Below are 25,002 nucleotides of genomic sequence, written 5' to 3'. Positions count from 1 at the left end.
TTCATGAACTTCGTTAGACGGTTTCGATTATGAAATTATCGCCTCAGTTGTCGATGCAGAATCAGCACATGTCTTTTTTTCTTCGCAACACTGCTGCATTTACGCCACAGTTACACCCCGATCACAGCCAGAAACTGGCTGAAATGCACATTCTTACGATAAGTCATTTCGATATCAGATCAGAACTCAACCCCGGCCTGCACCTGAAAGTTGCGCCCCAGAATCGCATTCCAGTAGCGACTGGTGTCCCCCTGGTAAGGATATTGAGGGCGGGCGTTAAACACGTTATTCATGACAAAATTAACATTGTAATGCCTGGCGAAGGTATATCCCGTTGTGAAATTAAACGTGAAATACTGTTTCATAGTATTATGCGGGTAGAGCCCTCCAGGCACCTGGAGCTTATATTTGGCTTTACCATAATACTGCATCTGCCACTGAGCGAAGAGTGGCCCGCGCATATAGTTAAAGCTGGCTGTAAAATTATCCCGCAAATCAGATGAATCACCCAGATACTGATAGCGTGTGGTTAAAATCTGACCTGTATGACGTATATTGTGCGCATAATTCACAGTCGTCTGCACTGCACCAGCATTTTCTGACAGACCAAGTTTTGATAAAGGCAGGTAATACGTGGCATGCACCTGCATAGCACGTGTATGCTGCGTGCCAATATTGTAGTTACCCGCAGTAAAACCATTTTTAATCTGAAAATCAGAGTTTCTGCTAAAACTATTGCAATATTTATTATCAGGATAAGAAGCAGAATCATAGCATGCTGCCAGTATCTGTTCCAGGCTGAGTGATTCAATCTGCTTTTTTACACGCACATCATACACATCAACTCCAATACTTAACCCTCTGACCCAGCGCGGCTGAACAGATGTACCAACAGTAAACTGTGAAGCTTCTTCATTTTTAAGATTTTTGTTTCCGCCAGACTGCCCTCTGACAGAAAATTTATTAAAATTTGACTGAAAATCCTTAGGCACACCGGCTTTCGTGCAGTTCATACGCCGTTGCACAGGGTTAGGCCCCGAATTAATGGCGGTGACATCGCACGGGTCTGTCCCTTTGCTATAAATTGTTCCCATTGGCTGAAACAACTCAGAGACTGAAGGGGCACGAAACGAAGTCGTATAGTTTCCATGGAACACAATGTCACGCACAGGCGCATAGCTGCCGCCGCCTGAATAGGCCCAGAAACCACCAGTCATGCTGTTATTGACATAACGGGCCGAACCGGTTGCCGTAAGAGAATAAACCCCCCTTACATGCATAAGAGGCGACACAAGCGGGATGAGTGTTTCAGCAAAGACCTCGTTGGTATGGTAAGAGCCCTGCACATTCTGCATTGCCACTTTAGCCCCATATGACTGGTATGTACCGTCTGCCATCTCCTGCCCGCGGTAATATCCGCCAGGATTAAAGCTGGTCTCCTCAAAGCGATGTTCGTAACCAAAGTCATAAGTCCAGTCACCGGCTGGCAGCTTCATTACTGTGCTGCGCACATCCGCATTCAGGTCCCATTGCTGGTTCACAGACCGTGCCGTCGCACTGGTCTGAATATAATCACGTGCTGCGCCGGAGGCCTGGTCATAACCAAACGGATTAAGGGGCGCACAGGTCTGACTAAAGGCCGGATAAGCTGCATTAGTATAATCTGGTGCACAGACAATATTACCCGCGCCATCAACCTGCGCGTTCAGGGCATTAAGATAGTTCTGTAAAAGAAGTTCTGTCTGCTTTGTGCGCGAACGATACTGGCCATATTCAAAACTCCCCTTCCAGTCAAAGTGCCTGTGACCTGCATTAAAGTCACCCTGCAGGCCACCCACAAACCGGAACAGGTCAGTCGTCGTTGTATATTTGCCTTTATAATAATCTGTGCTGGCACGGGAGAGGTAGAATTTATCCGTCGGCAAGCCAGCATTTGCCAGGTTTTGTCTGAGGATCTCTCTCACCTCAGAGGTCAGAAACGGATTATCCGTGCTGAGCTCCATCGCGCCATTAGGCTGGCCGGGGCCGTCAAACACATCATCGAACATCTGAGTGTTGTAATAAGGCTGCGAAGCTGTATTCGCGACTGAAGAGTGGACGTACCAGGCCTCATAAGTAAAACGCAGATGCCTGGTAAAATCATAATGTCCGAGCGTTGTCAGGTTCAGACGCTGCTGGTCATTTAAGAGATTTCCATAGTTACCTATAGGGAAACCATTCATCTCCCCCTTTTTACCGACAGCCGTAAATCCATCCCCCGTCGGGGTACCGGGCCTGAGCGGCACAAGCGACCTGCCATCCTGACTAAAAATAAGAGGCTGCCCGGCCGGGCTGGTAATCGAGCTTCCCGTCGCAACTCCCTGATAGTTAGGATAATCGCCATAATTACCCAGCATGCCAGGCACACCGGTTTGCGTAAACGGCAGATACTCGCGGCTGCCGCGGCTCAGATCATAACCGTTACCCGCCTGATTACGCGTATATTGCAGTTTTTTATCGCTTGTACCGGCCCATCGTGCCCTGTCAGCATTTGTCATGCCAAAGGTCTGATTATACTCAACATCAAACACAACTGTGCCGCGCTCATGGTCAAAATGAGTACCGGCCTTACCCGCCAGACGATAATCTATACCATCACCCTTCTGGCTAAAGCCGGTCTGCCCGGTCAGGTTCACGCCTTTATAATCATCATCCAGGATAAAGTTCTGCACACCCGCAATAGCGTCAGACCCATAAACCGGCCCGCCGGAACCCACGACCACATCAACTTTTTTAATCAGCAAAGTGGGGATGTTTGTCAGGTCAACCGGGGAGCCCTGTACCGCACTAAACTGCGAAGCCGTAGAGGATGATACAAAACGCCGGCCATTCACCAGCGTCAGCGTGCGCTGAGCTCCCAGCCCCAGCAAATCACCATAAGTCTGCCCGGCACCGAAAGCACCTCCTGCTGCCCCCACAGGGCTGTTAGCCGGTGTGCTGTAATTCGGGTTTTCAGTCATCAGGGCCATACCAATATTGGTGTAGCCCCGATGCCTGATCTGATCTTCGCCAAGTGTCATTGACGCCATATTGTCGGTCAGGCGCCCCTTTTGCAGGCGCGAACCTGTGACCGTGACGGTCTCCTTCCTGCCGGAAAGAACAGTATCCTGCTGCACTTTCCTGACGACAGAAGACGGAACCTCCGCCCCGGACGAAACCGCAGCCGCGGCAGACTGAGCAGCTCCCTGTGGCTGCGTATGCCCCTTACTGGCATAGACTTTTTTATGCTGCACCGCCTTCTTCGGACTCCGGACCTCTGACGCCGGGCGCTCTTCGCTCTGAGCTTCGGCCATATCAGACCAGCACCACGGCATCAGAGCAGGCAAAGCAGACAACAGTATTAAAGAATAACGGGATAAATTTATTCGTTTTACATCAGTTTTATTCATTTCAGCACGAATCCTGCATCCACGGCACAGAGCGATTCCGGTCGGGTATCAGCATGCTGACTTTATTTATTACAGTAAATTAATTTAATGACATTATTGTAAATATAAGGCCTCATTGTTGCTTATTGGCAACAAAAATATACCACACCCCGCCACATAAAAAACCTTAGAAAATCAAGCAACTGTGCTTTTTTTACCAATCTTCCCCCTTTCGGGGCTCCGCACTTTACTTGACACCCCGCACGCTGCCCCATAACTCAGAATGCATTGCAACCCTGATGTGCTTTCGCCTTCTGGCTGAAGCACAGATACTGCCGGGACGTTATAATGCTTAAGAATCGCTCATGGCTTTATGCTCTGACAACAGCCACCTGCCTTGCCGGCAGCAGCACCCATGCGCTGGCTGACGCACTGCCCGCAACCAATCCGTTTGCGACAGAAAGCACTCTGCCTTATCACGCTCCACGCTTTGACCAGATCAAAGACAGTGACTACCAGCCCGCTTTTATGCAGGGCATGAGTGAGCAGGCCGCAGAAATTAACAAAATTGCCACGAACCCTGAGTCAGCAACGTTTGACAACACCATTGTTGCACTCGAGCGCTCAGGCCGCCTGCTCGACCGTGTGCAGGAAACCTTCAATGGTGTTTACAGTGCAAACACCAACCCGGCTCTGGACAAAGTGCAGGAAGCGATTGCACCGCTGCTCTCAGCGCACGCTGATGCCATTTATATGAACCCCGCTTTGTTTGCCCGTGTACAGTTTCTGCACGCCCGCCAGGATGCTCTGGGGCTGAATGCCGAACAAAAACAGGTCATTAACATTTACTACCAGGCTTTTATTCATTCAGGTGCAAAACTGACTGATGAAGAAAAAGCAAAGCTGCGCACACTCAACACACAGCTTTCAAAACTCGAAACACAGTTTCAGCAAAAACTGCTGGCTGCCACAAAAGCCGCAGCTCTTATTGTGCCCGATAAAACCGCTCTGGCTGGCCTTGATGACGCCGCGCTGAACCAGGCCGCAACAGCAGCCGCCGGCCGCAACCTGAATGGTAAATGGCTTATCGCGCTGCAAAACACCACACAGCAGCCGATTTTCTCTTCTATGGATGACCGCGCCACACGTCAGGCATTGTTTGAACATTCATGGACCCGCGCTGAGCAGGGTGGTGCAAACGACACCCGTGACACTATTGCCACCATTGCGCAGCTGCGCGCCCGGAAAGCGGCTCTGTTTGGTTATTCTGACTATGCCAGCTACATCCTTTCTGATCAGATGGCCAGCACACCAGCTCAGATCCATCAGTTCATTGGCAAAATGCTGCCTGCCCTGGCTGCCAAGCAGAAACAGGAAGTCACCGACCTTCAGGCTTTTATTGACCAGCAGAACAAAAAAGACGGCAAAGACAGCTTTGCTCTCCAGCCATGGGACTGGTCTTATTATGCAGACAGGCTGCGTAAAGAGAAATTCCACCTCGATGAGAGCCAGCTGAAGCCTTATTTTGAGCTGAACCGCGTGCTGACTGACGGTGTGTTCTTTGCCGCTAACAAGCTCTATGGCATCACCTTTAAACGCCGCACCGACATTCCGGTTTATAACCCTGATGTGATGGTCTTTGAAGTGTTTGACAAAGACAACTCACCACTGGGGCTGATGTATTTCGACTACTTCCAGCGTGACAACAAAAACGGTGGCGCATGGATGTCGAATTTTGTTGGCCAGTCAAAACTGCTGGACACAAAACCGGTTATTTATAACGTCGGCAATTTTGCAAAACCTGAAAAAGGTCAGCCAGCCCTCATCTCTTATGATGATGTTGTCACCATGTTCCACGAATTTGGTCATGCACTGCATGGGCTGTTTGCGGCACAGACCTACCCTATTCTTTCAGGCACAGCGGTAGCCCGCGACTTTGTTGAGTTCCCGTCTCAGTTCAATGAGCACTGGTCGCTGGAGCCAACCGTACTGGCACATTATGCCGTTAATTATAAAACCGGCGCGCCTATGCCTGCTGACCTGGTAAAACGCCTGAAAGAATCCTCTTCTTTCGATGCCGGTTACAGAATGGGCGAAATCGTCTCCGCTGCTGAACTTGACCTGGACTGGCACAGCCTGAACGCCTCCGCCCCCAGGCAGGACGTTGATGTGTTTGAGAAAAATGCTCTGAGCAAAATGGGCCTCAACACGACGGATATCCCGCCGCGTTATCGTTCAAGCTACTTCCTGCATATCTGGAGCAACGGGTACTCAGCCGGGTATTATGCCTATCTGTGGACGCAGATGCTGTGTGATGACAGCTATGACTGGTTTGTAAAACATGGTGGCCTGACACGTGAAAACGGGCAGCGCTTCCGTGATATGATCCTCTCACGCGGTCATACACAGGATTATGAGCCCATGTTTAAAGCCTTCTACGGCAAAGACCCTGACATCGGGCCAATGCTGGTTTCACGCGGGCTGACTGTAAAAAATTAAGCTGCAAGCACGCTCCTGCCCCCTGTACGGGGGGCAGGCCGTCATGGTGCCTCCTGCCTGACGGGCGTGGGGCGCCGCCGCTCTGACACGGCACAGGCTAACACCGCACCCAGTAAAAATGCGGAAGCATGAAAACGAAACCCCCGATGGTCTGCTTCACGGCACTCGAACCATAAACCGGTTTTAGGGATAACGGGGCTGGCAGCCCTGTCAGTAAACGCAACCATGCTCACCCCATAGCTTTCAAGCCGCTGGCTCAGCTCCGTCGTCTGCTCAAAATATGGCGAGAAAGAGAGCACGACAGCCGCATCTTCCGGGCCTGCACGGCGTATAGCATCATACTCCATTCCGCTTTCAAGGCCGATCAGACAATGTGCTATCCCTCTGACGGAAAAATAATATGCAACCAGGCGTGCCACAGGCATGCTTTCTTTAAGCCCCAGAATATAAATCACTCTGGCCGATGCCAGGATATCAGCTGCCGCCTCGAGCCGTTCAGGCCGGGTTTCCCTGCACACGGCATCGAGTGACAAACCTGCCGCCCGGCAAAACCCGTCAAGCAGGTTACCAGCACGCGCGGGCTGACCATCTGAGCGCCTGAGCGCTGCTGCCCAGGCTTCATGCTGCAGGCTGCGCTGGAAAAAATATTTTTTAAAAACAGAATGTAACTCAGAGAAACTTTCAAAGCCCAGAGCATGTGCAAATCTTACAATTGTCGAAGGCTGCACGCCCGCTGTTTCAGACAGGACTTTAGCCGTACCCATGGCAAATTCTTCCGGGTGGCTGACAACAAAATCAGCAAACTGACGCAGGCGCGGGCTTAGCCTATCATAACGCTGACGTAGTTTATGATAAAAATTATCATAATTCTCAATGGTTTTTTCATAATCGTCAGAAGATGACACAGTTTCTGAGGTCATATGCCTTACCGCTCTCACAATAAAAAATATGAATAAGTTTATTTATATTTAGTCAAATCATAATTTTTTTAAAGAATTATTTGTTTTTTAATTAATAATCATACGGTTATACACAAAAATACCCATCCCTCCTGAAAGTTCAGACATACAGAAGCGCTAACTCTTGCCCGTGCAAAACAATCCAGAGTAACAAGAGAGCCACGCGCGTGCACTGACACGCAAAGGAGCCCGGCCTCCCCCCTCACCCCTATAGTGCGAAGGGATAAAATAGTTATGAAAACATGCCATATTCTGGGTGTGCCCGTGCAAACCGGTGCCTCCCGTAAGGGCTGTATTATGGGCCCTGCCGCCCTGCGCACAGCCGGACTGCCTGACACACTGCGCCAGCTTGGCTGGGATGTCACTGACCTGGGAGATGCCCGGCCCGACCAGTACCAGAACGTTAACCACACCAACCCGGCTGTGCATCATCTGCCCGACATGGTTGCCTGGACCAGCAGCCTGACCCGCCATGCCCTGCAGATGGCCCGCACATGCGATGTGCCTGTTTTTATGGGCGGTGACCACTCCATGTCTGCCGGCACTGTGGCAGGCATAGCGCAACATGCTGCTGAGCTTAATCAGCCTCAGTTTGTGCTCTGGCTTGATGCGCATACAGACCTGCACACACTGCACACCACCACCAGCGGTAATCTGCACGGTACACCTGTTGCCTATTTTACCGGACAGACAGGGTTTGAGGGGCTCCCTCCCCTTGCTGCACCGGTTGACCCCCATAATATGTATATGATGGGCATCCGCTCCGTTGACCCGGAGGAGAAACGCCACGCACGTGATATTGGTGTCACTGTTTTTGACATGCGCACCCTGGATGAGAGCGGTGTGATCAGGCCACTGACCCATTTTCTTGAACGGGTGGAACATGCCGGCGGACGGTTACATGTCAGCCTGGATGTTGACTTTCTTGACCCCGAAATCGCACCAGGCGGTGGCACCGTAGTGCCCGGTGGCATCACTTTTCGCGAAGCCCATCTGATTATGGAAATTCTGCATGACAGCGGGCTGGTTACCTCGCTCGACCTGGCAGAGCTTAACCCTTTTCTGGATGTCAGAGGCAAAACAGCGCACCTGCTGACCGACCTGACCGCCAGCCTGTTTGGGCGGCATATTCTTTAAAGCATCTTCAGGGCGCAGAGGCTGTAACCGTGTAACCTGTATAAGGTGCACGACAAAACAGCCTTTGCCCCACGCTCAGGTCACACTCACGATAAATACCCTGCTCACGAATAACGGCTTTGCCTGTATAAGGCCCGCCACAAAATGACACCTGCCCCACGCTCAGGTCACATTTCCTGTATGCTCCCTGAGAGCGGATGATGGCTGTGCCGGAATAAAGCCCGCCACAAAATGACTGTTGCCCGGCGGTCAGGTTACACTGGCGATAAGGCCTGGCCGCCACAGGGGCAGAGGCCGCACTGGCAGGCTGAGCCAGCACATCACCGGCAGCAAAAACACCACCAAACAATAAAAAAGCAAAGCCTTTACACAAAATTCCCGCAGATGAAGGGCTAATGAATTTTGTCATCTGTCTCTCTCTTATTCAAAAACATTGCAGGTCTGACAAAAAAACACTTTTTTTAAATAAGACCTTGACCACAAAAAAAAACACCTATAGATGAGCACTCACGCCTCCAGTCCCGTTCGTCTAGAGGCCTAGGACACCGCCCTTTCACGGCGGCAACACGGGTTCGAATCCCGTACGGGACGCCATAAAGTTTTTAAATAAACATTAATATGTGCTCAGGGCAATATCCACAAACAAATTAATTTTTAACGTAAAAACAATACGTTAGATGGCTGCCCCGTAAAAAGCCTGTGTCTTTTTATCAGATATACAAACAATATGATAAAGAAACATTTTACCCATTGACTGCAACATCAAACCTCTGTAGATGAGCACTCACGCCTCCAGTCCCGTTCGTCTAGAGGCCTAGGACACCGCCCTTTCACGGCGGCAACACGGGTTCGAATCCCGTACGGGACGCCATGCGCTTTATAAGATTTTACCCTAAGGTATAAATCTTATCGCTTTTTCTAAAAGCATTATTCTCCGACATTTTAATATTTGCATCTTTCTCCTGCGGCATCTCTGCTGTGTGCAATGCTCACCCGACAAAGCTGTGATGAACGCACTGATGCAAAGATCAGTGTATCTGTCAGAAATAGTCACCTTTATACATCGTGTTATGGCAGAGCGTCCTGATATGTCAGTGCTCCTCTCATCTTAAAAAATACACTGAGACACCTGCCGTAAAACCGGCTGTGCGTCGGTTTTATCATGGGCACTGCACAGACAGGGAGACACTTTTTCATAAGCATATTTTTATCATGACATGTGAAGCAGCAATCGTTTCAGGCCCGCCGGGAGTTAAGCCCGCCCCTGTGCCCGCCACAGCACCAGACCATGCAGACACATGAAATGACAAGCGCATGCTTTAACGACCAGATGTATAAAAAATGAAAAATATATTTATTTTTCAATAATTTTCTGAGGTTTCATGAAAACCAGACTCACCATACAAAGGGCTGAAGCAGGAGTATCTGTCATATCACGCCTCAAATCTGCTGAGGCCCGCCTGGATAATATCGAACGACGGCAGAACAAAACAGATGGTAAACTTGATACAATATGCAGGGATATTTCGGCTATTCGTGCCGAAAGCAATGTAAGGGCCACCCTGACAACGGCCTGCATGGACCGGCTGAGTTATCAGATTGCAGACCTGGCGAAAGAGATGGCATCTCAAACAGGGGCACAGCAGGAGAGAAACCGCATTAATGAAGAACGCCTGCGCCTTGAAAATATCCGTCGGATAAAAGCAGAAACCCGCCTGGCCAACTGGAAACGGCATCTGGCGGTGATCAGTCTTGTCATTATGCTTTTTGGCTCTGTCTCTTCCGCTTTCCTCTCATGGCAGGATATTTCAGGCTATTTATGGGCTGAAATATTCCACCAGCAAAAACCGGGGGGACCTCATGCCGCCTGACAGTTTGCTGACCAGCCCTGTGCAGGTCCTTGCCCGCACAGCATGGGGTGAAGCCCGCGGCGAAGGTCGTGAAGGGATGCAGGCTGTCATGAATGTTATAGCCCGCCGTGCTGCAACGCCGTGCTGGTGGGGGCGTGACATTATTACTGTATGCCTCAAACCCTGGCAATTTTCCTGCTGGAACAAAAACGACCCAAACCACATAAAAATTCTGACTGTTACTGATAATGACAAACAGTTTCGCGACTCTCTCGAACTTTCTGGGCAGCTGACTGCCGGTTTTCTGCCCGACCTGACGAACAGATCAGATCATTACTTCAACATCCATAGTGCTCCCCCTGCCTGGGCAGCGGGGAACACACCCGAATGCATACTCGGCAACCACGCGTTTTATCGCCTGGGGCCTTATGGTCAGGAAAAAAATAATGCCTGAAGAACAATCCCCTCTTCCCGACAACACACCGGAAAAACCGGAATCATTATCAACCACTGTTAAAGCTGCGGCTGCGGGCCTCTCGCCCATGGCTCTGGTCATGGCTTTACCAGAACCCTATGCCACCTGGGTGCTCTATGCCTGCGTTATCTTTGCCTGTGCAGGGCTTGCTGCAACGCAGATTCCGGTTCCGGCCAGTCCAGGCAGTAAATTATTACCACTTTACCGTATTTTAAACTTCCTCGCTGCTAACTGGAAATATGCGGCCAATACGGCCATGGCCCTGCGCAGTAAAGCAACAGCATCGGCTGAAAAGGACTTACATAAATGACAAAATTATTGTGTCTGTTGCCATTTTTCATGGTAGCCGCCTGCGCTGATACAACACAGGGTAAATTGCGGCAAACCATATATGATATGAACAGTACCTATCATGTTCTGGCAAACCCGGTGCCAGATATCATAGCCGGCAAAGTGCCTGGTGTCAGGCTGACAGATTCACAGGTTATTCTGATAAAACGTGCCGGCCAGAGTGTTTTTAACGAACTCTCAGCACTGAACACCTCAGTTCAGGCTAACCAGACACTGAAAGAAACAGCTATTGCTGCGGCACAAAGCAGTCTGGCCTCGCTGGTGACGTGCTGGTCTGGCCTTAAAGCGGGAACGACACCCGCAGCCTGTTCAGCACTTGCAGGAGACGAATAAAATGAACACAGCGGCTCTTACTGCTCTCCTCAGCCTTGCCAGCACGCTGGTTTCTCTGGCCGAAAAATATGGCCCTGAGATTTACACAACGTTCTTACAGGCTGTTGAACAGTCAAAGTCCGGCACTGGCCCGACAGCTGATGAAATCAGGATTATTTTTGAAAAATGTAAAGCAGATAACGCCTCTATTCAGAAGAGCTGACTATCTGACATGACAGGGCCTCCAAAGCAGCCATATCTTTTCTCACCTGCCCGCAGGCCTGCTTGAACGGGCCACTGGTCAAAACAGATCTTTACTGTCTACAGTCAGAAATATTAATGACCCCGATGGGAAAGAGAAGCACTCCATGACCGCGCCTCAGGGCAACAGGACCACCGTTTCAGGCCAGATTATCACCGTGAGTGAACTTCTGGCCAACTCTTCTCTTAAAATTCCCTTTTATCAGAGGCCGTATAAATGGACTGGTCAAAATATCAGCCAGCTTCTGTCTGATATTACCACCCACTCTGAAAAGAGTGCCTGGCGCCTTGGGTCAATCGTTCTCCATCTGGACGAATATGGCAATAACAACATTGTCGATGGTCAGCAACGCACACTAAGCCTGCTGCTATGTGTGCAGGCTCTCCTTCAGAAAGAAGGACTGAGTAACAAAACACTCAAAGAGCAGCTTCATACCCTTGCCAGGCAAATGATAGTACCTGAGTTTTCAGACCTGATCTCACAAAATAATATCCGGCAGAATTATCTTACAGTCAGCCGCATTATCTCACGACCTGACTTCACTGAAGAGCATGCTCTTTTTTTACTAAATAAGTGCGAAGTTGTTGTTGTCACACTCAATAACCTTTCAGAAGCTTTTCAGTTCTTTGACTCACAGAATGCCCGTGGCCGTGACCTCGCCCCGCATGACCTGCTTAAAGCTTTTCATCTGCGCGAGTTCAGCCTCAGCGACGAAAAGAAAAAAACAGAAGCCGTCGAGAAATGGGAAGCTATTGCTCCTGAAAAACTGGCAAAGCTCTTTTCAGATTATCTGTTTCGCATCCGCAAATGGTCAGCTAACAGCCGTGCCCGCTATTTTAGCAAACAGGATATTGACCTCTTTAAGGGTATAAATATCAACACTGTTGCGCGTTACCCCTACACCCGGCAACTGCACATCACCCACCAGTTTGTTGATCATTATAACGCGCAATATGAACGCCATATTGATGAGCAAACGCTGCATTTCCCATTTCAGATTGACCAGAAAATTATTAATGGACGGCGTTTTTTTGACTTTGTCAGTCATTATCAGCAGCAAATTGTACAATGTGACCTGCTGTTTAAAGGCAGCGAGGCTCCTGCCCCGGACATAAAGCTGACCGGCTATGCCGGCGCAATTATCCAAGCCATTAATACTTATGAAGGACAGTACCGCAAGGGTGACCGTTATGTCAGGGCTCTGTTTGACTGTCTTCTTATTTTTTATATGGATAAATTTGGTCATGCTGAAATTGCATCTGCCATTGAGAGAATTTTCATCTGGGCTTACAGCCTGCGCCTGAAGCACTATGCGATACAGGCCGCCGGGATGGATAATTATGTTCTGGCGCATAATCTCTTTCGCATTCTCAAAGACGCAACAACTCCCGCCGATTTTCTGTGCGTTACCCTGCCTGTGGTCCACACTATAAAATCAAGTAAAATCAATAAAATAGAAGCACTTTTCAGAGAGATGGAATATTATGCAGAATAACCCGCGGCAACTCTCTGTTCACGATCTTCTGGCCAGTGACACCCACTATATTATTCCGGTTTACCAGCGCAACTATGCCTGGGAAGAAGGAGAGATCACACAGCTTATTCAGGATATTACAGATTATCTGCCCGGCGGCCGGCCGTATTATATCGGCACCCTCATTATTTACGGGCGCAAAGATGAAAACAGGCAAAGCAGCGAGGTCATTGATGGCCAGCAAAGGCTGACAACCCTGTCTCTTCTGGCGTCATACCTCAAAAACACCCTGCCTGAGGGGCTGGCCTGGTATAAAAATCTTAATATTGAATTTGATAACCGCAGGAACTCCCAGGTAACTTTTCAGGCTCTTTTTAAAGGGGGATCCAGCCAGAATATTCCCGATCCGGCTCTCATCAACACCGGTATTCTTAACGGATATCAGCTCATAGAAAAAATTCTGCCCCTTATCATCAGGGAGCATCATTTAACTCTCAAACAATTCTCTGACTATCTCTTTAATTCTGTCACGATCATGCAGGTTCAGGTGCCTGATGATACTGACCTGAATCATTATTTTGAAATTATGAACAGCCGCGGAGAGCAGCTCGAAAAACACGAAATTCTTAAAGCACAGCTGATGGAAAAACTCCCGGGCTACGAGCATACTCTCAGCATTATATGGGAAAGCTGTGCAGGGATGCAGCGTTATGTGCAAATGGGTTTCACCCCTGAACAGCGTCACAATATTTTTGGTAAAAATGACTGGGGGCGGTTTACCGCAACGAACTTCGATGCACTTCATACACTGTTAAATAAGGAGCATACTCACGCTCAGCCTCAGTCTGTTAGCCTGACAGACCTTATCAAAAATACCTTTACCAGAATGGATCAGCCAGAAAACAGCAGAGAAGAGGACACGGAGCGCTTTAACTCTGTGATTAATTTCCCCAATTTTCTGCTACATGTTTTACGAATAACTCTACGCAAGACTATCCCGCTTGATGATAAACGCCTGCTTGAAACATTTAAGGAACATCTGTTCAGCGCTGATGACCCGGCAGCTTTTATTAAACTCTTTTTCTTTAACCTGCTGCGCTGCAAATATCTGTTTGATCAGTACGTCATCAAACGTGAATACGGCAGTGCCGGAGAGAGCTGGAGCCTTAAACGCCTGACCTGGAGCGAAAGCGGCGCTTATTATGTCAGCAGCTTCAGCCAAAAACCTGAAGAAACTGACGATATTAATCATACCCTGCTCATGCTGCTCAGTGCTTTTCATGTCTCAGCCCCGACGCAGGTATATAAATACTGGCTGCATGCCGCTCTTACTCATTTATTTGATAGCCAGGCCCCCACAGGCGCTGACTACCTTAGGCATATGCACGCAACAGGCACGGCCTTTCTGTTTGACCGCTTTCTTGCCCCTGATAATGAGCGCGCATATTTTGATATAATCGATACACCGGTCTGCAAAACCCGTGCTGATACTGTGTCCGTCAGCACGCTTACTCCGATGCTGCGCTATGGTCATATCAAAAATAACTTCGTGTTTAATTTCCTCGACTATCTGCTCTGGCTTCGTAACAAAGAAAATGACGCCCATATCCGGGCTTTCGACTTTACCTTTCGCAGTTCAGTTGAGCACTACTTCCCTCGTAACCCCAGGTTTGAAAGCGATAAAATACCCGCTGACGTCTGTGACTCTTTTGGCAATCTCTGCCTTATCAGTGCCGAGAAAAACTCAAGTCTGGGCAATCTCCTCCCCGCAGAAAAACAAAAAGAATACAAAAACAAACCCGCTGACAGCATCAAACAATACCTGATGATGAAAGAGGCAACATGGGATGAAAATGCCATACAGCATCATACTCAGACCATGACAGAAGCGCTTCTTCTCTGCCTCGCCGGGCAGACAGATCATTAACCACCCACGCAAAGCAGCTTTGGTGTATTATTCTGGCAGCTCAGAACGAACAGCCCCTTTCAGGAGAGAAGAATGATAAAAATACACCACCTGGCGGCCTGCGCAACCGGCGCAGCACTCTGTCTGATAACCGGGCCTGCTCTGGCACAACAGACCCCGCCTGCCGCCCTGCGTGCAGGTGACGGGCATGTGCTTGGGCAGATCAAAACCAATGGTGAAGTCGTTGACAGCAACGGCAACAGGCTGGGCAAAATTGATGCCGAGGGGAATATGCACGACCGCCTTGGTGTTATTCAGGGCAAGGTCGAGGCTGATGGCAGAGTGCGCGACAGCAGCGGCACCTATCAGGAAAACGCTGCGGCACCTGACATTCTGCGTGACAATAACGGTGTGCGTGTTGGCCGTATCGACCCCGATGGCACCGTGCGCGACAATAATGGTGTGCGCACCGGCCATATTGATGCAGATGGTACCGCCCGCGACTTTAACGGCGTGCGCCTTGGCCGCATTGATGCTGACGGCACCATGCGCGACAGCAACGCTAAAAGCATGGGCAACCTGGGAGATGACGGTACGATGCACAGCCTCAATACCGGTAAAAAATCAGCTAAATAATATGCTTGCCCCGTGCTGTTGCCTCTGCCGCCAGGGCAGGAAGCCCTGCTGAGGCATAAAGCGTGGCCAGCGCATTGTTTGCCGGCACATCATCCGGTGTTGCAAGCCGGCGCATTTCAAGAATTTGCTGCGCGCGGTTATCAGCCCCCGTGCGCAGCATAGCGTCGAGCGCAAGCTGACCAAACAGGTCACGCTGCGCATGGCTGCCACCAATATGCTCAATGCGCCCCTGCACCGGGTCAAGCCATGGCAGAACATCTTCAAAACGCCGCTCTGCATGCGCGCTCAGCGCTTCAGCCAGCGCCAGCCCGACCTCATGCCAGGCAGTATAAACACTGCTGTCTTCAGCCCCAGCAGCCTGGCGTATAGCCGCTAACAGCGCCTTCCCCTCAGGCAGGCCAGCCCGCAACAGCCCGTAGAGATAGTGCAGGCTGAGAAACGGCTGTGACACATCGGCTTTGCGCACCACCAGATAAGCCCCCAGATCCTGCCAGCGCGCTCCCACATCACACCCGGCAAATTCAAGGCGCAGCAGTAAGGAGACCGCTCCGGCCTGGTCCTGCGAGAAGGTGCGCTCACGCGCCCAGCAATGCCGGTCATAAATCGCAAGAGCCGCCTGCTGCTGCCCCAGGCTAAGGTGAAACAGCGCCTTATGCCACCATAAATGCGTGTAGAGAAACGACGTCAGCCGCTCCCACTCCTGCGTATGGGCCGAAAGAAAGGCAAGCCCCTCCTCAATCCGCCCCCGGGTCAGCATCACATGGGCCAGCGCGTGCTGAGCCCACCCCTCCTGCGGGTCTATGGCCAGTGCCTTGCGTGCGGCCTCCTCAGCATGATCGAGCAAATGGCACTGCTCAAAGGCAAAAGCCCGCATACCCTGAAAATGTGCATTGTCAGCCGCTGCCTCCAGGCTGAGTTCTGTTACCCGCAGCATATCGAGCGCACGGCCATTATTAAAATCATCATACTGATGAATTTTCAGAGCAATAAGGTCACGTGGCCACTGTGTCAGCACAGCGCGCAGTGTTGTGCGTACTTCCACCATGTCATCAGCCAGCCAGGCGAGTAAAACATGCAGCAAAAGCTGCTCGCGGGCATTCAGCCCATCTGCAGCCTGTGCCTTACGCGCATGTTCACGCGCGGCAGGGGGCACACCACCGGTTTCAGAGAGCATCCACAACAGGCCGGCATAAATATGCACCAGCCCGTTATGCGAGGTTTCAGCCACTGACAAAACCCCGGCGATGCACTGATGATAGCCCAGAAAACCGTTGATAAAATCATTCACACCCGCAAGGTCAGCCTGTGTGCTGACCGTTGTGGCATTGCCCAGACAATCCTCCATGCGCTCCGCCCTCTCTGCCCCTAAGCCTGACCCGCGTTAACACGGGCCAGCATGGCATCAGTCAGCATGTTCACCTCGTCAGGTTTTTCCAGCATGATCTGATGCGCACACTCATCAAGCGTATGCACCTCAGCGCCGGGCAGAGAGTCAGCCAGTTTTTCAACCGTGCTGTGTGGCACAATACCATCATGCGCACCGGCAATAAATGTGACCGGCACAGCCGGAAGTGCCTTCAGCGCCGCTGCGGGAAACACCGGCCCCTGCCGCAGCAGTGAGCGCATCATAAACAGGCTGTTATGCCGTGTGGCATTGCGCTCAAAAGCCAGCAAAGCCGGGTCAGTGCCAGGATGCCAGGCCAGGGCCTCAAAGCGCCTGCCAAGCTGCGGGCGCAAAATCTCCATCACTGGCAGAGGCAGGTGGTCCATCCAGTTGCCAAACAGGCCACGCCGTTTATTCTCATGCGGGGCCGGGCCAAGAAGCACCAGGCCATCGACCGGCAGAACATGCTGGCGGGTCCAGACCTGCAGCAGCCAGGCCAGCGTGATGCGGCACCCGAAGGAATGCGCAATAATAATTGTTTTTTCAGTTCTGAATTTTTCAAAAATAAATGAAAAATCACGCAAAAAAGCATCAGCCGAAAAATCCTGCTCTCGCTTTGAGCGCTGACTTTTACCATGACCAAAGGCATCCCACGCCACGATATTAACGTGCTGTGGCAAAAAATGCGCAAACTGCTTGCGCCACTGGTTTTTATTGCCACCACCGCCATGCACAAAAAACAGCGTGACCGGTGCCTCATCCTGACGGGTGGTGACATGCAGCGCACGACCGGGAGCAACTGTGAGCATCTGCTCGTGAAGGGGGTTCGTCATGAACGGTTCTCCTGAGCATGGGGTGGTAAAAGACCGGCAAATTTCTCCTGCCAGGAGGGCACACAATTCTGCCAGCCCAGCGGGGCAGCATGATACACACCCAAAGCCACAGCCCGGGCTGTGACCAGTGTGGCAGCCTGCAAAATTGCGCAGAAGGCCGTCAGGTCAGGGGCTGGTTTCTCCTCTGTCGAGACACCAAATACCGTGTCACCATCCTGCGGCAGGTGCGCAGGCAGCACCGCACGGGCCACGCCATCCTGACCCAGAATAGCCAGGCGCTTTGCCTGCACGGGGCTCAGTGTGGCGTCAGTCGCGACAATGCCAATTGTGGTGCCGGCCACATAATCGGGTTTGATCAGCAGGTGCTGTGCCGCAGCCGCGCTGTCAGCTGGCAGACCGAGCCCGCCGAACTCCCCCTCCTGCTCGAAGGGAGCACTCCAGAAATGCGGGCCATGCCCCACGGTGGCACTGCCCACCGCGTTCACCGCCATAAGAGCAGAAACTCTGTAACCCTGGGGGGTAACCATGCTGGCACTGCCCAGCCCGCCACGCAGTGTCGCCGTTGTTGCCCCGGTGCCTGCCCCCGCTGTGCCCGCGGGCACCGGCTGCGCGGTTGCAGCCCGTGCTGCCTGCGCCCCCATATGGGCATAAGGCGAATGGAGCGGGTCTTTCTCCCCTCCGTTCGCAAGGTCAAACAAACTGGCCTGCACCACAACAGGCACCCGTATTTTACCTGGCACCGGAGGGAGTGCCGCAAACTCCTCACGCAGCACGCTCTGCACACCTGTTGTGGCGTCCAGCCCATAGACAGAACCACCAGACAGCACGATGGCATGAATGCGCTCCACCATCATTTCAGGCTCAAGCAAATGCGTGTCACGCAAAGCCGGTGCACCACCCAGCACACTGACAGAAGCAACAGCAGGCCGCGCAAAACGAATGACTGACACACCGGTACGGGCTGTCAGGTCCTGCACGTGGCCGGTGGTGATACCGGCAATACTGGTCAGGGTGCCATTCATCAGCTCAGTTCTTTCTCTCTGCTATGTTGTAAAAGCATACGGGCCGTATCAGAACGCGGCGCCGTGAAAATCTGTTCCGCAGGACCTTCTTCCACCACCTGGCCCTGGTCAAGCACTATAACCCTGTGGGCCATATGACGCACCACAGCCATATCGTGACTGATAAACACTAAAGAAAGGCCGGTGCGCTGCTGCTGCATAAGCAGCGTATTAAGCACCCGCGCCTGCACTGACACATCAAGTGCTGACACGGCCTCGTCTGCAATAATCAGCGCTGGCTGCCCCACCAGAGCACGGGCAATGGCAATGCGCTGGCGCTGCCCGCCTGAAAACTCATGTGCGCGGCGTGACAGCACATCTTCAGGCAGGGCCATATCATGCAGGGTCGCGCGTATCCGCCCCTGTTTTTCAGCCTCGCTCAGAGGGTGAAACAGCAAAGCCTCACGCAGAACAGCCTCCACACTCTGCCGCGGGTCAAGCGAACTGTAAGGGTCCTGAAAAATCATCTGTAATTCGCAGCGCAGCGGGCGATGCTGCTTTTGTGACAGAGCCTGCACATCGGCTCCCTTATACGTCACCTGCCCGGCGGAGGGGCGCAGCAGCCCGGCCAGCACATGCGCCAGAGTTGTTTTGCCTGTGCCTGAAGCACCGATCAGCGCAACGGTCTCACCAGATCTGACGCTCAGGCTGAGGCCACGCAGCACATCAACTGCTGGCCCACCGGCACGGGCGCGACTGAGAAAGAGGTTCTGTGCTGTGAGAAGATCAGTCATTGAGTGCCTCCTCCGTCATCGCCCGGGGGAACAGGCTCAGCGGTGCGCGCGGGGTAAAATGAAGCGACAGGGCCAGCAAAGACTGCAAATAAGGCGAGGATGGCTGCGCAATAACAGCTTTTGTCTCGCCATGCTCAACACACACACCATGGCGCAGCACCAGCAGGCGGTCAGTTGCACGGGCAACAAGCTCAAGATCATGCGAGATCATCACCACAGACATACCCCTCACCTGCACCTGCTCACGGATCAGGCTGACCACCAGCTCACGGGTGGCGGGGTCAAGGGCTGTTGTAAATTCATCGGCTATCAGCACATCAGGCTCAGCAGCCAGAGCTGCAGCCAGAAGCACGCGCTGGCGCTGCCCGCCTGAAAGCGCATGCGGGTATAATTTCTGCACTGACAGGCCATCAGCCAGCCCCACGGCAGCAAGCCAGCGGGCGGCACGTTCTGCGCGCTCTGCACGGGTCAGTGTCGCAGGCAGCCCCTCGGCCACATGAGCCGCAATGCTCATGCCGGGGTTAAGAGCCTTCATCGGCTCCTGGGGGACATAGCCAAGCACCCGCCCGCGCAGGCGGTAACGCTGCCCGGGTGCAACAGAGCGCAGAGTGGTGCCGTGAATATACACATCACCTGCAACAGAAAAACCCTGCGGCAACAGCCCGAGACAGGCCAGCCCCAGCGTGGTTTTGCCACTGCCTGACTCCCCTACAATGCCCAGAACCTCACCGGCTCTGAGCTCAAGGCTCAGGTCGCTGAGCACAACACGCCCGCCGGCTGCCTGCGGCAGGGTTACGCTCAGATTTTCAAGCCGCAGGGGCGTGGTATGTGTCGTCACGAGGTTTTCTCCTGCCTGGCAAAAAGGTCACGCAGGCCATCTCCCAGCATATTGATGCCCAGCACCAGCAGCACAACTATAACCCCGGGCACGACCACCAGCACGGGATGGTCAAACAGATGCACCTGGTATGAGGCCAGAATACGCCCAAGCTCGGGCAAGGGTGGAGGCGCCCCCAGCCCCAGGTAAGACAGGCCTGTTTCGGCCAGCAGAGCCAGCGCCACATTGACCGAAAACTGCACCAGCAGACCAGGGGCCATGTTAGGCAGCACGTGCCGCATATGGGTCTGCCACGGTGTAAGGGCTGAAAGGCGGGCTGCGGCAATATAGTCCTGCGCCAGAATAGCCGAGGCCGCCTGCTGGCTTAGTCTGATAAACCCGGGGATGAAGAAAATAGCGAGCGCGAAAACCTCCTCCCCCATACCCGCACCATAAAGCGTGACCAGCAACGCCGCCGTAATGACCGGAGGGAAGGCAATGCCAAGCTCAACCACGCCACCGGTGAGGATTTTTGTCCGTCGGCCTTTTTCCGCTGCGAGCAGACCGGCACTGCCCCCCGCACACAGGGCCAGCACCATTGCGACCACACTGATGCCAAGGCTGTTAACAGCCGCTACCAGGGTATAAGCCAGCGTGTCACGCCCCAGCGGGTCAGTGCCAAGCCAGTGCTGCCAGGAAGGCGCGAGCAAACGATGGTGCAGGTCGATACCAAAGGGATGAACCTGGTGATACACCCACAACGCGGCACCTGGCAGCAGCACGCAGGCCAGTGAAACCACACCCCAGAGTAACCCCGCCCGTGAAAGGCCCCATGGCCTGCGGGCCAGTGAAAGCGCACTCATACGCCCTGCCCCTCTTTGTCAGAATGTGCCCGGGGGTTAAGCCGGTTTTCAACCCGCTCAGACAGGCCTTTTTCAAAAATCACCAGAGCAACAATTAATAAAACACAGATCTGCACCACGGGCACATCGCGCTGGTTAACGGCGTCGAGCAGTAAAGCCCCGGTGCCTTTAAGGTTAAAAACATTCTCGACAATAATCGTGCCTGATAACAGCAGCGGAATTTGCAAAGACAAAACCGCCAGCACAGGCGGCAGGCTGCGCGGCAGCACATGGCGCAGCAGCACGGCTGGTTCTGACAGGCCATGTGCGCGGGCTGTCAGCACAAAAGGCTCCTCCAGCACTGCGATAACAGCAGAGCGTGTATAACGGGCCAGCACCGCAGCCTGCGGCAGGGCCAGAGCCACAGCCGGCAGCAGCAGAGATTTAAACGCAGGCCAGGGGCCGCTCTCCCACCCGGCAAACCCGCCCGCTGGCAGCCAGTGCAGTGTAAGAGCAAAAAAACCTGTCAGCACCATGCCAAGCCAGAAGTCAGGCACGGCTTTGGTCAGCTGTATGCCCCCCATAAGCACAATATCAGCCGAGCTGCCCCGCTTAATGGCCGCAAGCCCGCCCAGTGGCACCCCCAGCGCAACTGCAAGCACCAGAGCCAGCCCGGCCAGAGGAGCAGAAAGCTGCAGTCGCTCTGACAAAAGCTGCCACACCGGCACGTTATAGCTGTAACTTTCGCCAAAATTACCCTGAAATAAGCGCCCCAGCCACTGCACATACTGCACCGCAAAAGGCTGATCGAGCCCCATTTTATGATGCAGGGCGGCCAGGGTTTCGGGCTGGGCATCAACCCCCAGAATAACCTCTGCCGGGTCACCTGGCAGTAAAGCCATGCACGAAAAAATAAGCGCACTTGCAAGCACAAGCAGCACCAGCCGCCCGCCGGCAAAACGCAAAAAGCCTTTAACAGAAGATAACATTATGGCCCCCAGGAGGCAGCAGATAACGGGCAGGCAGGCAGAGGCTGGTTGTTCCACATCCCCTTTATCTGAGCGCGTGTTATGTTTGTTCTGGGGGTAAAGAACAAATAGATATTGGGCACGTCATGAGCCAGTTTTTCCTGCATTTTAACCGAGAGCGCATGACGCTCAGCAGGGTCCGCTGCTTTTTCATAAGCCGCATACAGAGCCTGAAATTCGGCATTATTATAGCCAAAATAATAGTTCTTACGGGCATAGATATTTAAATCATCAGGCTCGGTATGTGCAATGATGGTCATATCAAAATCATGATGGCCAAAGACCTGTGCAAGCCATGCAGGCCACTCAAGCTGCTGTATGGTGACATTCAGCCCCACCTGCTCAAGATAGGCCGCAATGACCTCACCCGTGTTGCGGGCGTAGTCGATGGGAGGAAGAGCAAGCCTGAGGCGTGTGCCCGGCTCAACCCCGGCCTGCTTCAAAAGCTCTTTCGCCTTTTCAGGATTATAAGGATAAACACCCGATAAATCAGTGAAATCGGGGTTTTCGGGGCTCATATGTGAGCCGATAACCCGCGCACCTGGCACATCTGACACCTCAGCAATGCCCCTGCGGTCGATCGCATAGGCCAGAGCCTGCCTGACCAGTGGCTGCGCCAGAAGCTTCTGGCGGTTATTAAGGGCAAGAATACCCTTAAACGGTGCCAGCCCCGAGCGCATAACAAAGTCAGGGTTATGAGCAAAACGTATGAGCATCTCAGGGGCGGGAAAGCTGGGATAAGCGTCAAGCTGGCCATCGAGCAGAGCATTAGCCGCTGCCATCGGGTCAGAATAGAAACGAAACACCACCTGACTGAGATGCGCCTTCTCGCCCCGGTAATCGTCATTACGCGTGAGGGTTACGCTGTCACCACGTTTCCAGCTTTTAAAAACAAAAGGCCCGGTGCCAACAGGGTGCTGCCCGTTACCCGCAGCACTGGCAGGAGAGACAATGACCGCATCGCCCCAGCTCAGCTCAGAGAGGAAGCTGCCATGAGGGGCGTCAAGGCTTATATCAACAACATCATCTGACGGGCAGCTGATAGTCTTGATATTTTCAAAAATATGTTTTTGTGGATTAAGACTTTCCGGAGCCTTAGCGCGCTCAAACGTATATTTAACCGTTGCGCAGGTCAGAGCTGAACCATCGTGAAAACGCACACCCGGCTGCAGGGTAAAATGATAAAGCAGCCCATCGGGGGAGACAGACCATGATTTTGCCAGCAGCGGCTGCACCGTGCCGTGCTCATCAACCCCGGTCAGCCCTTCAAAAATATTGGCATAAGTGACAATGCGTATCCCCTCAGCAGGGTTTGCTGTCGGGTCGAGTGTCGGCGGGGAGACATTAACCCCCACGGCAATGCTGTTGTTCTGCGCGCTGGCCAGTGCCGCAGAAACAGGCAGAACAGCCGCCAGGCTCAGCACCACACCGGCCTGAAAACTTCTTTTTTTATAAAAAGATTTTTTATAAAACATCAGGTCATTTCACCGGGTTTGGGACGGGCAAGCCCCAGATGCTCGCGCAGAGTGCTGCCGGTATATTCTTTACGAAACAGCCCGCGCCGCTGCAGCTCAGGCACCACGAGGTCAACAAAGTCATTCAGGCTTTTTGGCAGCACGGGGGGCATTACGTTAAAGCCATCAGCTGCACCAGTGGTAAACCACTCCTCAAGCTGGTCTGCAATCTGACTGGCATCTCCCCATATCGTCCAGTGGCCACGCGCACCGCTGACTTCGAGATAAAGCTCGCGAATAGTCATGTTACGCCGGCGGGCCATTTGTAAAAGCAGTGTCTGACGGCTCTGATTTCCGTTAATCACTGCCGGGGGTTCGGGCAGCGGGCCATCAAGCGGCAGGCCGCGCAGGTCGGTACCGGTCATACGTGAAAGCAGCAGCAAACCCACCTCAGGATGGGTCAGGTTATCAAGCTGGTCTTTCAGGTCTTCAGCCTCAGACTGCGTGCGCCCGACCAGAGGGTAAACGCCGGGCATAACTTTAAGGGCATTCACCGGCCGGCCAATAGCACGCATGCGATTATGCAGGTCGGTGCGAAAAGCACGGGCCACCTCAATTTCCTGCTGGGCAGTAAACACCATCTCAGCCGTTTCAGCGGCAAGCTGCCGCCCTGGCTCGGAAGAACCAGCCTGCACCAGCACCGGCCGCCCCTGGGGTGAGCGCGGAATATCGAGCTGGCCTGATGCCCCGAACAATGTGCCCTCATGCTCTACGCCGCGGCGCAAAGCGGGGTCAAAAAACAGGCCATTTTCAACATCACGGATAAAAGCGCCATCGTCCCAGCCATCCCAGAATTTTGTGACCAGGTCAGCAAATTCGCGTGCACGCTGATAACGGTCAGCATGGCGCACATGGTCAGGCACACCATAATGCACTGACTCACGCACATTGGCTGTTGTAACGAGGTTCCACCCTGAGCGACCGCCATTGATCTGATCGAGGGAGAGGAACTGCCGGGCCAGCTGATAAGGCACAGAATAGGTTGTGCTGACAGTGCCGATAACACCGATGCGCTTTGTAACGGCAGACAGAGCCGAAATAAGCGTAAGTGGCTCGAAAGAGGACGCATAGGTCATGCGTTTAAAACCTTCGATACCATCCTCATCAATACCGCTGGTAAAATCAGCAATAAACACGGCGTCAAACAGGCCACGCTCGGCAGTTTGCGCCAGCTCAACATGATGCTGAAAGTTTACACCTGCATCTTTCACAGAACCAGGGTGACGCCATGCGGCCGCATGATGCCCCGTGGGCAGAAGAAAAGCAGCAAGGCTCATGGCACGGGACATATAACGATACCTTTTCGTGATACAGGCGACATGGCAGACAGAGCAGGCACCATATACGGCACTTTATGCACTTTCTGACCACAACAGAGAGTGCACGATATAAGCTAAAAATTCAAAACACAAGACGATGCGGGTTTTATTTTTACTAAAAATAATAGTAATTAAACCCTCTGAAAAAATAAATTATCTTATTGTTTTTATGTTGTTTCTTTGAGAATTATCATTTTATAAA

General features: G+C 52.5%; 22 protein-coding genes and 2 tRNA genes. 12 read left to right on the top strand and 12 right to left on the bottom strand.

The window, feature by feature from the left end:
* Window positions 1–179: 179 nt before the first annotated feature.
* Window positions 180–3,428, bottom strand: coding sequence for a TonB-dependent receptor domain-containing protein (locus GOB58_RS09155; RefSeq protein WP_173559985.1), 3,249 nt, complete (start codon window positions 3,426–3,428; stop codon window positions 180–182).
* 327 nt (window positions 3,429–3,755) lie between these two features.
* On the opposite strand from GOB58_RS09155, the gene GOB58_RS09150 reads away from it, so the two are divergent.
* On the top strand, window positions 3,756–5,906 hold the full coding sequence (locus tag GOB58_RS09150) for a M3 family metallopeptidase (RefSeq protein WP_173559984.1): 2,151 nt from the start codon (window positions 3,756–3,758) through the stop codon (window positions 5,904–5,906).
* Window positions 5,907–5,947: 41 nt separating this feature from the next.
* Here GOB58_RS09150 and GOB58_RS09145 read toward each other — a convergent pair whose 3' ends face one another.
* Window positions 5,948–6,826 (bottom strand): MurR/RpiR family transcriptional regulator, encoded by an 879-nt coding sequence (locus GOB58_RS09145; protein ID WP_173559983.1) that lies wholly within the window; start codon window positions 6,824–6,826, stop codon window positions 5,948–5,950.
* Window positions 6,827–7,099: 273 nt separating this feature from the next.
* Here GOB58_RS09145 and rocF point away from each other — a divergent pair, with 273 nt between their 5' ends.
* A complete protein-coding gene (rocF, locus tag GOB58_RS09140) occupies window positions 7,100–8,002 on the top strand; it encodes an arginase (RefSeq protein WP_173559982.1) in 903 nt (300 codons plus the stop codon).
* A 7-nt stretch (window positions 8,003–8,009) separates the two neighbouring features.
* On the opposite strand, the gene GOB58_RS09135 is transcribed toward rocF, so the two are convergent.
* A complete protein-coding gene (locus GOB58_RS09135) occupies window positions 8,010–8,411 on the bottom strand; it encodes a hypothetical protein (protein ID WP_173559981.1) in 402 nt (133 codons plus the stop codon).
* Window positions 8,412–8,520: 109 nt separating this feature from the next.
* On the opposite strand from GOB58_RS09135, the gene GOB58_RS09130 reads away from it, so the two are divergent.
* The 10 genes from GOB58_RS09130 to GOB58_RS09085 all read left to right on the top strand — a co-directional run bounded on the left by GOB58_RS09130 (window position 8,521) and on the right by GOB58_RS09085 (window position 15,268).
* A tRNA-Glu gene (locus GOB58_RS09130) sits at window positions 8,521–8,596 on the top strand.
* 201 nt (window positions 8,597–8,797) lie between these two features.
* Window positions 8,798–8,873 (top strand) — tRNA-Glu (locus GOB58_RS09125).
* Window positions 8,874–9,384: 511 nt separating this feature from the next.
* Entirely contained in the window at window positions 9,385–9,873 is a 489-nt protein-coding gene (locus tag GOB58_RS09120; RefSeq protein WP_173559980.1) for an AAA family ATPase, read from the top strand.
* Window positions 9,863–10,306, top strand: a complete 444-nt coding sequence (locus GOB58_RS09115) for a cell wall hydrolase (protein ID WP_173559979.1) — start codon at window positions 9,863–9,865, stop codon at window positions 10,304–10,306. Before GOB58_RS09120 ends, GOB58_RS09115 begins: the two co-directional genes overlap by 11 nt.
* Window positions 10,299–10,637 (top strand): hypothetical protein, encoded by a 339-nt coding sequence (locus GOB58_RS09110; RefSeq protein WP_086555132.1) that lies wholly within the window; start codon window positions 10,299–10,301, stop codon window positions 10,635–10,637. Before GOB58_RS09115 ends, GOB58_RS09110 begins: the two co-directional genes overlap by 8 nt.
* The gene (locus GOB58_RS09105) at window positions 10,634–11,011 is read left to right on the top strand and encodes a hypothetical protein (protein WP_173559978.1); all 378 of its coding nucleotides are present in this window, start codon (window positions 10,634–10,636) and stop codon (window positions 11,009–11,011) included. The genes GOB58_RS09110 and GOB58_RS09105 overlap by 4 nt, the downstream gene beginning before the upstream one ends.
* A 1-nt stretch (window position 11,012) precedes the next feature.
* Window positions 11,013–11,213 carry a hypothetical protein gene (locus GOB58_RS09100; protein WP_173559977.1) on the top strand — a complete coding sequence of 67 codons (201 nt, stop codon included), beginning with the start codon at window positions 11,013–11,015 and terminating at the stop codon, window positions 11,211–11,213.
* A gap of 145 nt (window positions 11,214–11,358) precedes the next feature.
* Complete coding sequence (locus GOB58_RS09095) at window positions 11,359–12,747, top strand: DUF262 domain-containing protein (RefSeq protein WP_173559976.1); 1,389 nt, start codon at window positions 11,359–11,361, stop codon at window positions 12,745–12,747.
* A complete protein-coding gene (locus GOB58_RS09090; protein ID WP_173559975.1) occupies window positions 12,737–14,653 on the top strand; it encodes a DUF262 domain-containing protein in 1,917 nt (638 codons plus the stop codon). Before GOB58_RS09095 ends, GOB58_RS09090 begins: the two co-directional genes overlap by 11 nt.
* 72 nt (window positions 14,654–14,725) lie before the next feature.
* On the top strand, window positions 14,726–15,268 hold the full coding sequence (locus tag GOB58_RS09085; RefSeq protein WP_086555127.1) for a hypothetical protein: 543 nt from the start codon (window positions 14,726–14,728) through the stop codon (window positions 15,266–15,268).
* Here the strand turns inward: GOB58_RS09085 and GOB58_RS09080 are convergent.
* Genes GOB58_RS09080 through GOB58_RS09040 form a run of 9 tightly spaced genes read right to left on the bottom strand, consistent with a single transcriptional unit; the run spans window position 15,261 to window position 24,770 of the window.
* Complete coding sequence (locus tag GOB58_RS09080) at window positions 15,261–16,613, bottom strand: tetratricopeptide repeat protein (protein ID WP_173559974.1); 1,353 nt, start codon at window positions 16,611–16,613, stop codon at window positions 15,261–15,263. The two genes, GOB58_RS09085 and GOB58_RS09080, sit on opposite strands and share 8 nt — an antisense overlap.
* A 20-nt stretch (window positions 16,614–16,633) precedes the next feature.
* A complete protein-coding gene (locus GOB58_RS09075; protein WP_173559973.1) occupies window positions 16,634–17,485 on the bottom strand; it encodes an alpha/beta fold hydrolase in 852 nt (283 codons plus the stop codon).
* Window positions 17,482–18,507 (bottom strand): P1 family peptidase, encoded by a 1,026-nt coding sequence (locus tag GOB58_RS09070; RefSeq protein ID WP_173559972.1) that lies wholly within the window; start codon window positions 18,505–18,507, stop codon window positions 17,482–17,484. Before GOB58_RS09070 ends, GOB58_RS09075 begins: the two co-directional genes overlap by 4 nt.
* Window positions 18,507–19,280 (bottom strand): ABC transporter ATP-binding protein, encoded by a 774-nt coding sequence (locus tag GOB58_RS09065; RefSeq protein WP_086555123.1) that lies wholly within the window; start codon window positions 19,278–19,280, stop codon window positions 18,507–18,509. Before GOB58_RS09065 ends, GOB58_RS09070 begins: the two co-directional genes overlap by 1 nt.
* Complete coding sequence (locus GOB58_RS09060; RefSeq protein WP_173559971.1) at window positions 19,273–20,118, bottom strand: ATP-binding cassette domain-containing protein; 846 nt, start codon at window positions 20,116–20,118, stop codon at window positions 19,273–19,275. The genes GOB58_RS09065 and GOB58_RS09060 overlap by 8 nt, the downstream gene beginning before the upstream one ends.
* Window positions 20,115–20,960 carry an ABC transporter permease gene (locus GOB58_RS09055; RefSeq protein ID WP_173559970.1) on the bottom strand — a complete coding sequence of 282 codons (846 nt, stop codon included), beginning with the start codon at window positions 20,958–20,960 and terminating at the stop codon, window positions 20,115–20,117. Before GOB58_RS09055 ends, GOB58_RS09060 begins: the two co-directional genes overlap by 4 nt.
* On the bottom strand, window positions 20,957–21,928 hold the full coding sequence (locus GOB58_RS09050; protein WP_173559969.1) for an ABC transporter permease: 972 nt from the start codon (window positions 21,926–21,928) through the stop codon (window positions 20,957–20,959). Before GOB58_RS09050 ends, GOB58_RS09055 begins: the two co-directional genes overlap by 4 nt.
* Entirely contained in the window at window positions 21,928–23,442 is a 1,515-nt protein-coding gene (locus tag GOB58_RS09045; RefSeq protein ID WP_173559968.1) for an ABC transporter substrate-binding protein, read from the bottom strand. Before GOB58_RS09045 ends, GOB58_RS09050 begins: the two co-directional genes overlap by 1 nt.
* On the bottom strand, window positions 23,442–24,770 hold the full coding sequence (locus GOB58_RS09040; protein WP_086555119.1) for an LLM class flavin-dependent oxidoreductase: 1,329 nt from the start codon (window positions 24,768–24,770) through the stop codon (window positions 23,442–23,444). Before GOB58_RS09040 ends, GOB58_RS09045 begins: the two co-directional genes overlap by 1 nt.
* Window positions 24,771–25,002: the final 232 nt, after the last annotated feature.

Source organism: Acetobacter thailandicus (genome assembly GCF_011516655.1).
Classification (GTDB): Bacteria; Pseudomonadota; Alphaproteobacteria; order Acetobacterales; family Acetobacteraceae; genus Acetobacter; species Acetobacter thailandicus.
The sequence above is the reverse complement of the archived record's forward strand: the minus strand, read 5'-3'. Positions and strand labels throughout refer to the sequence as shown.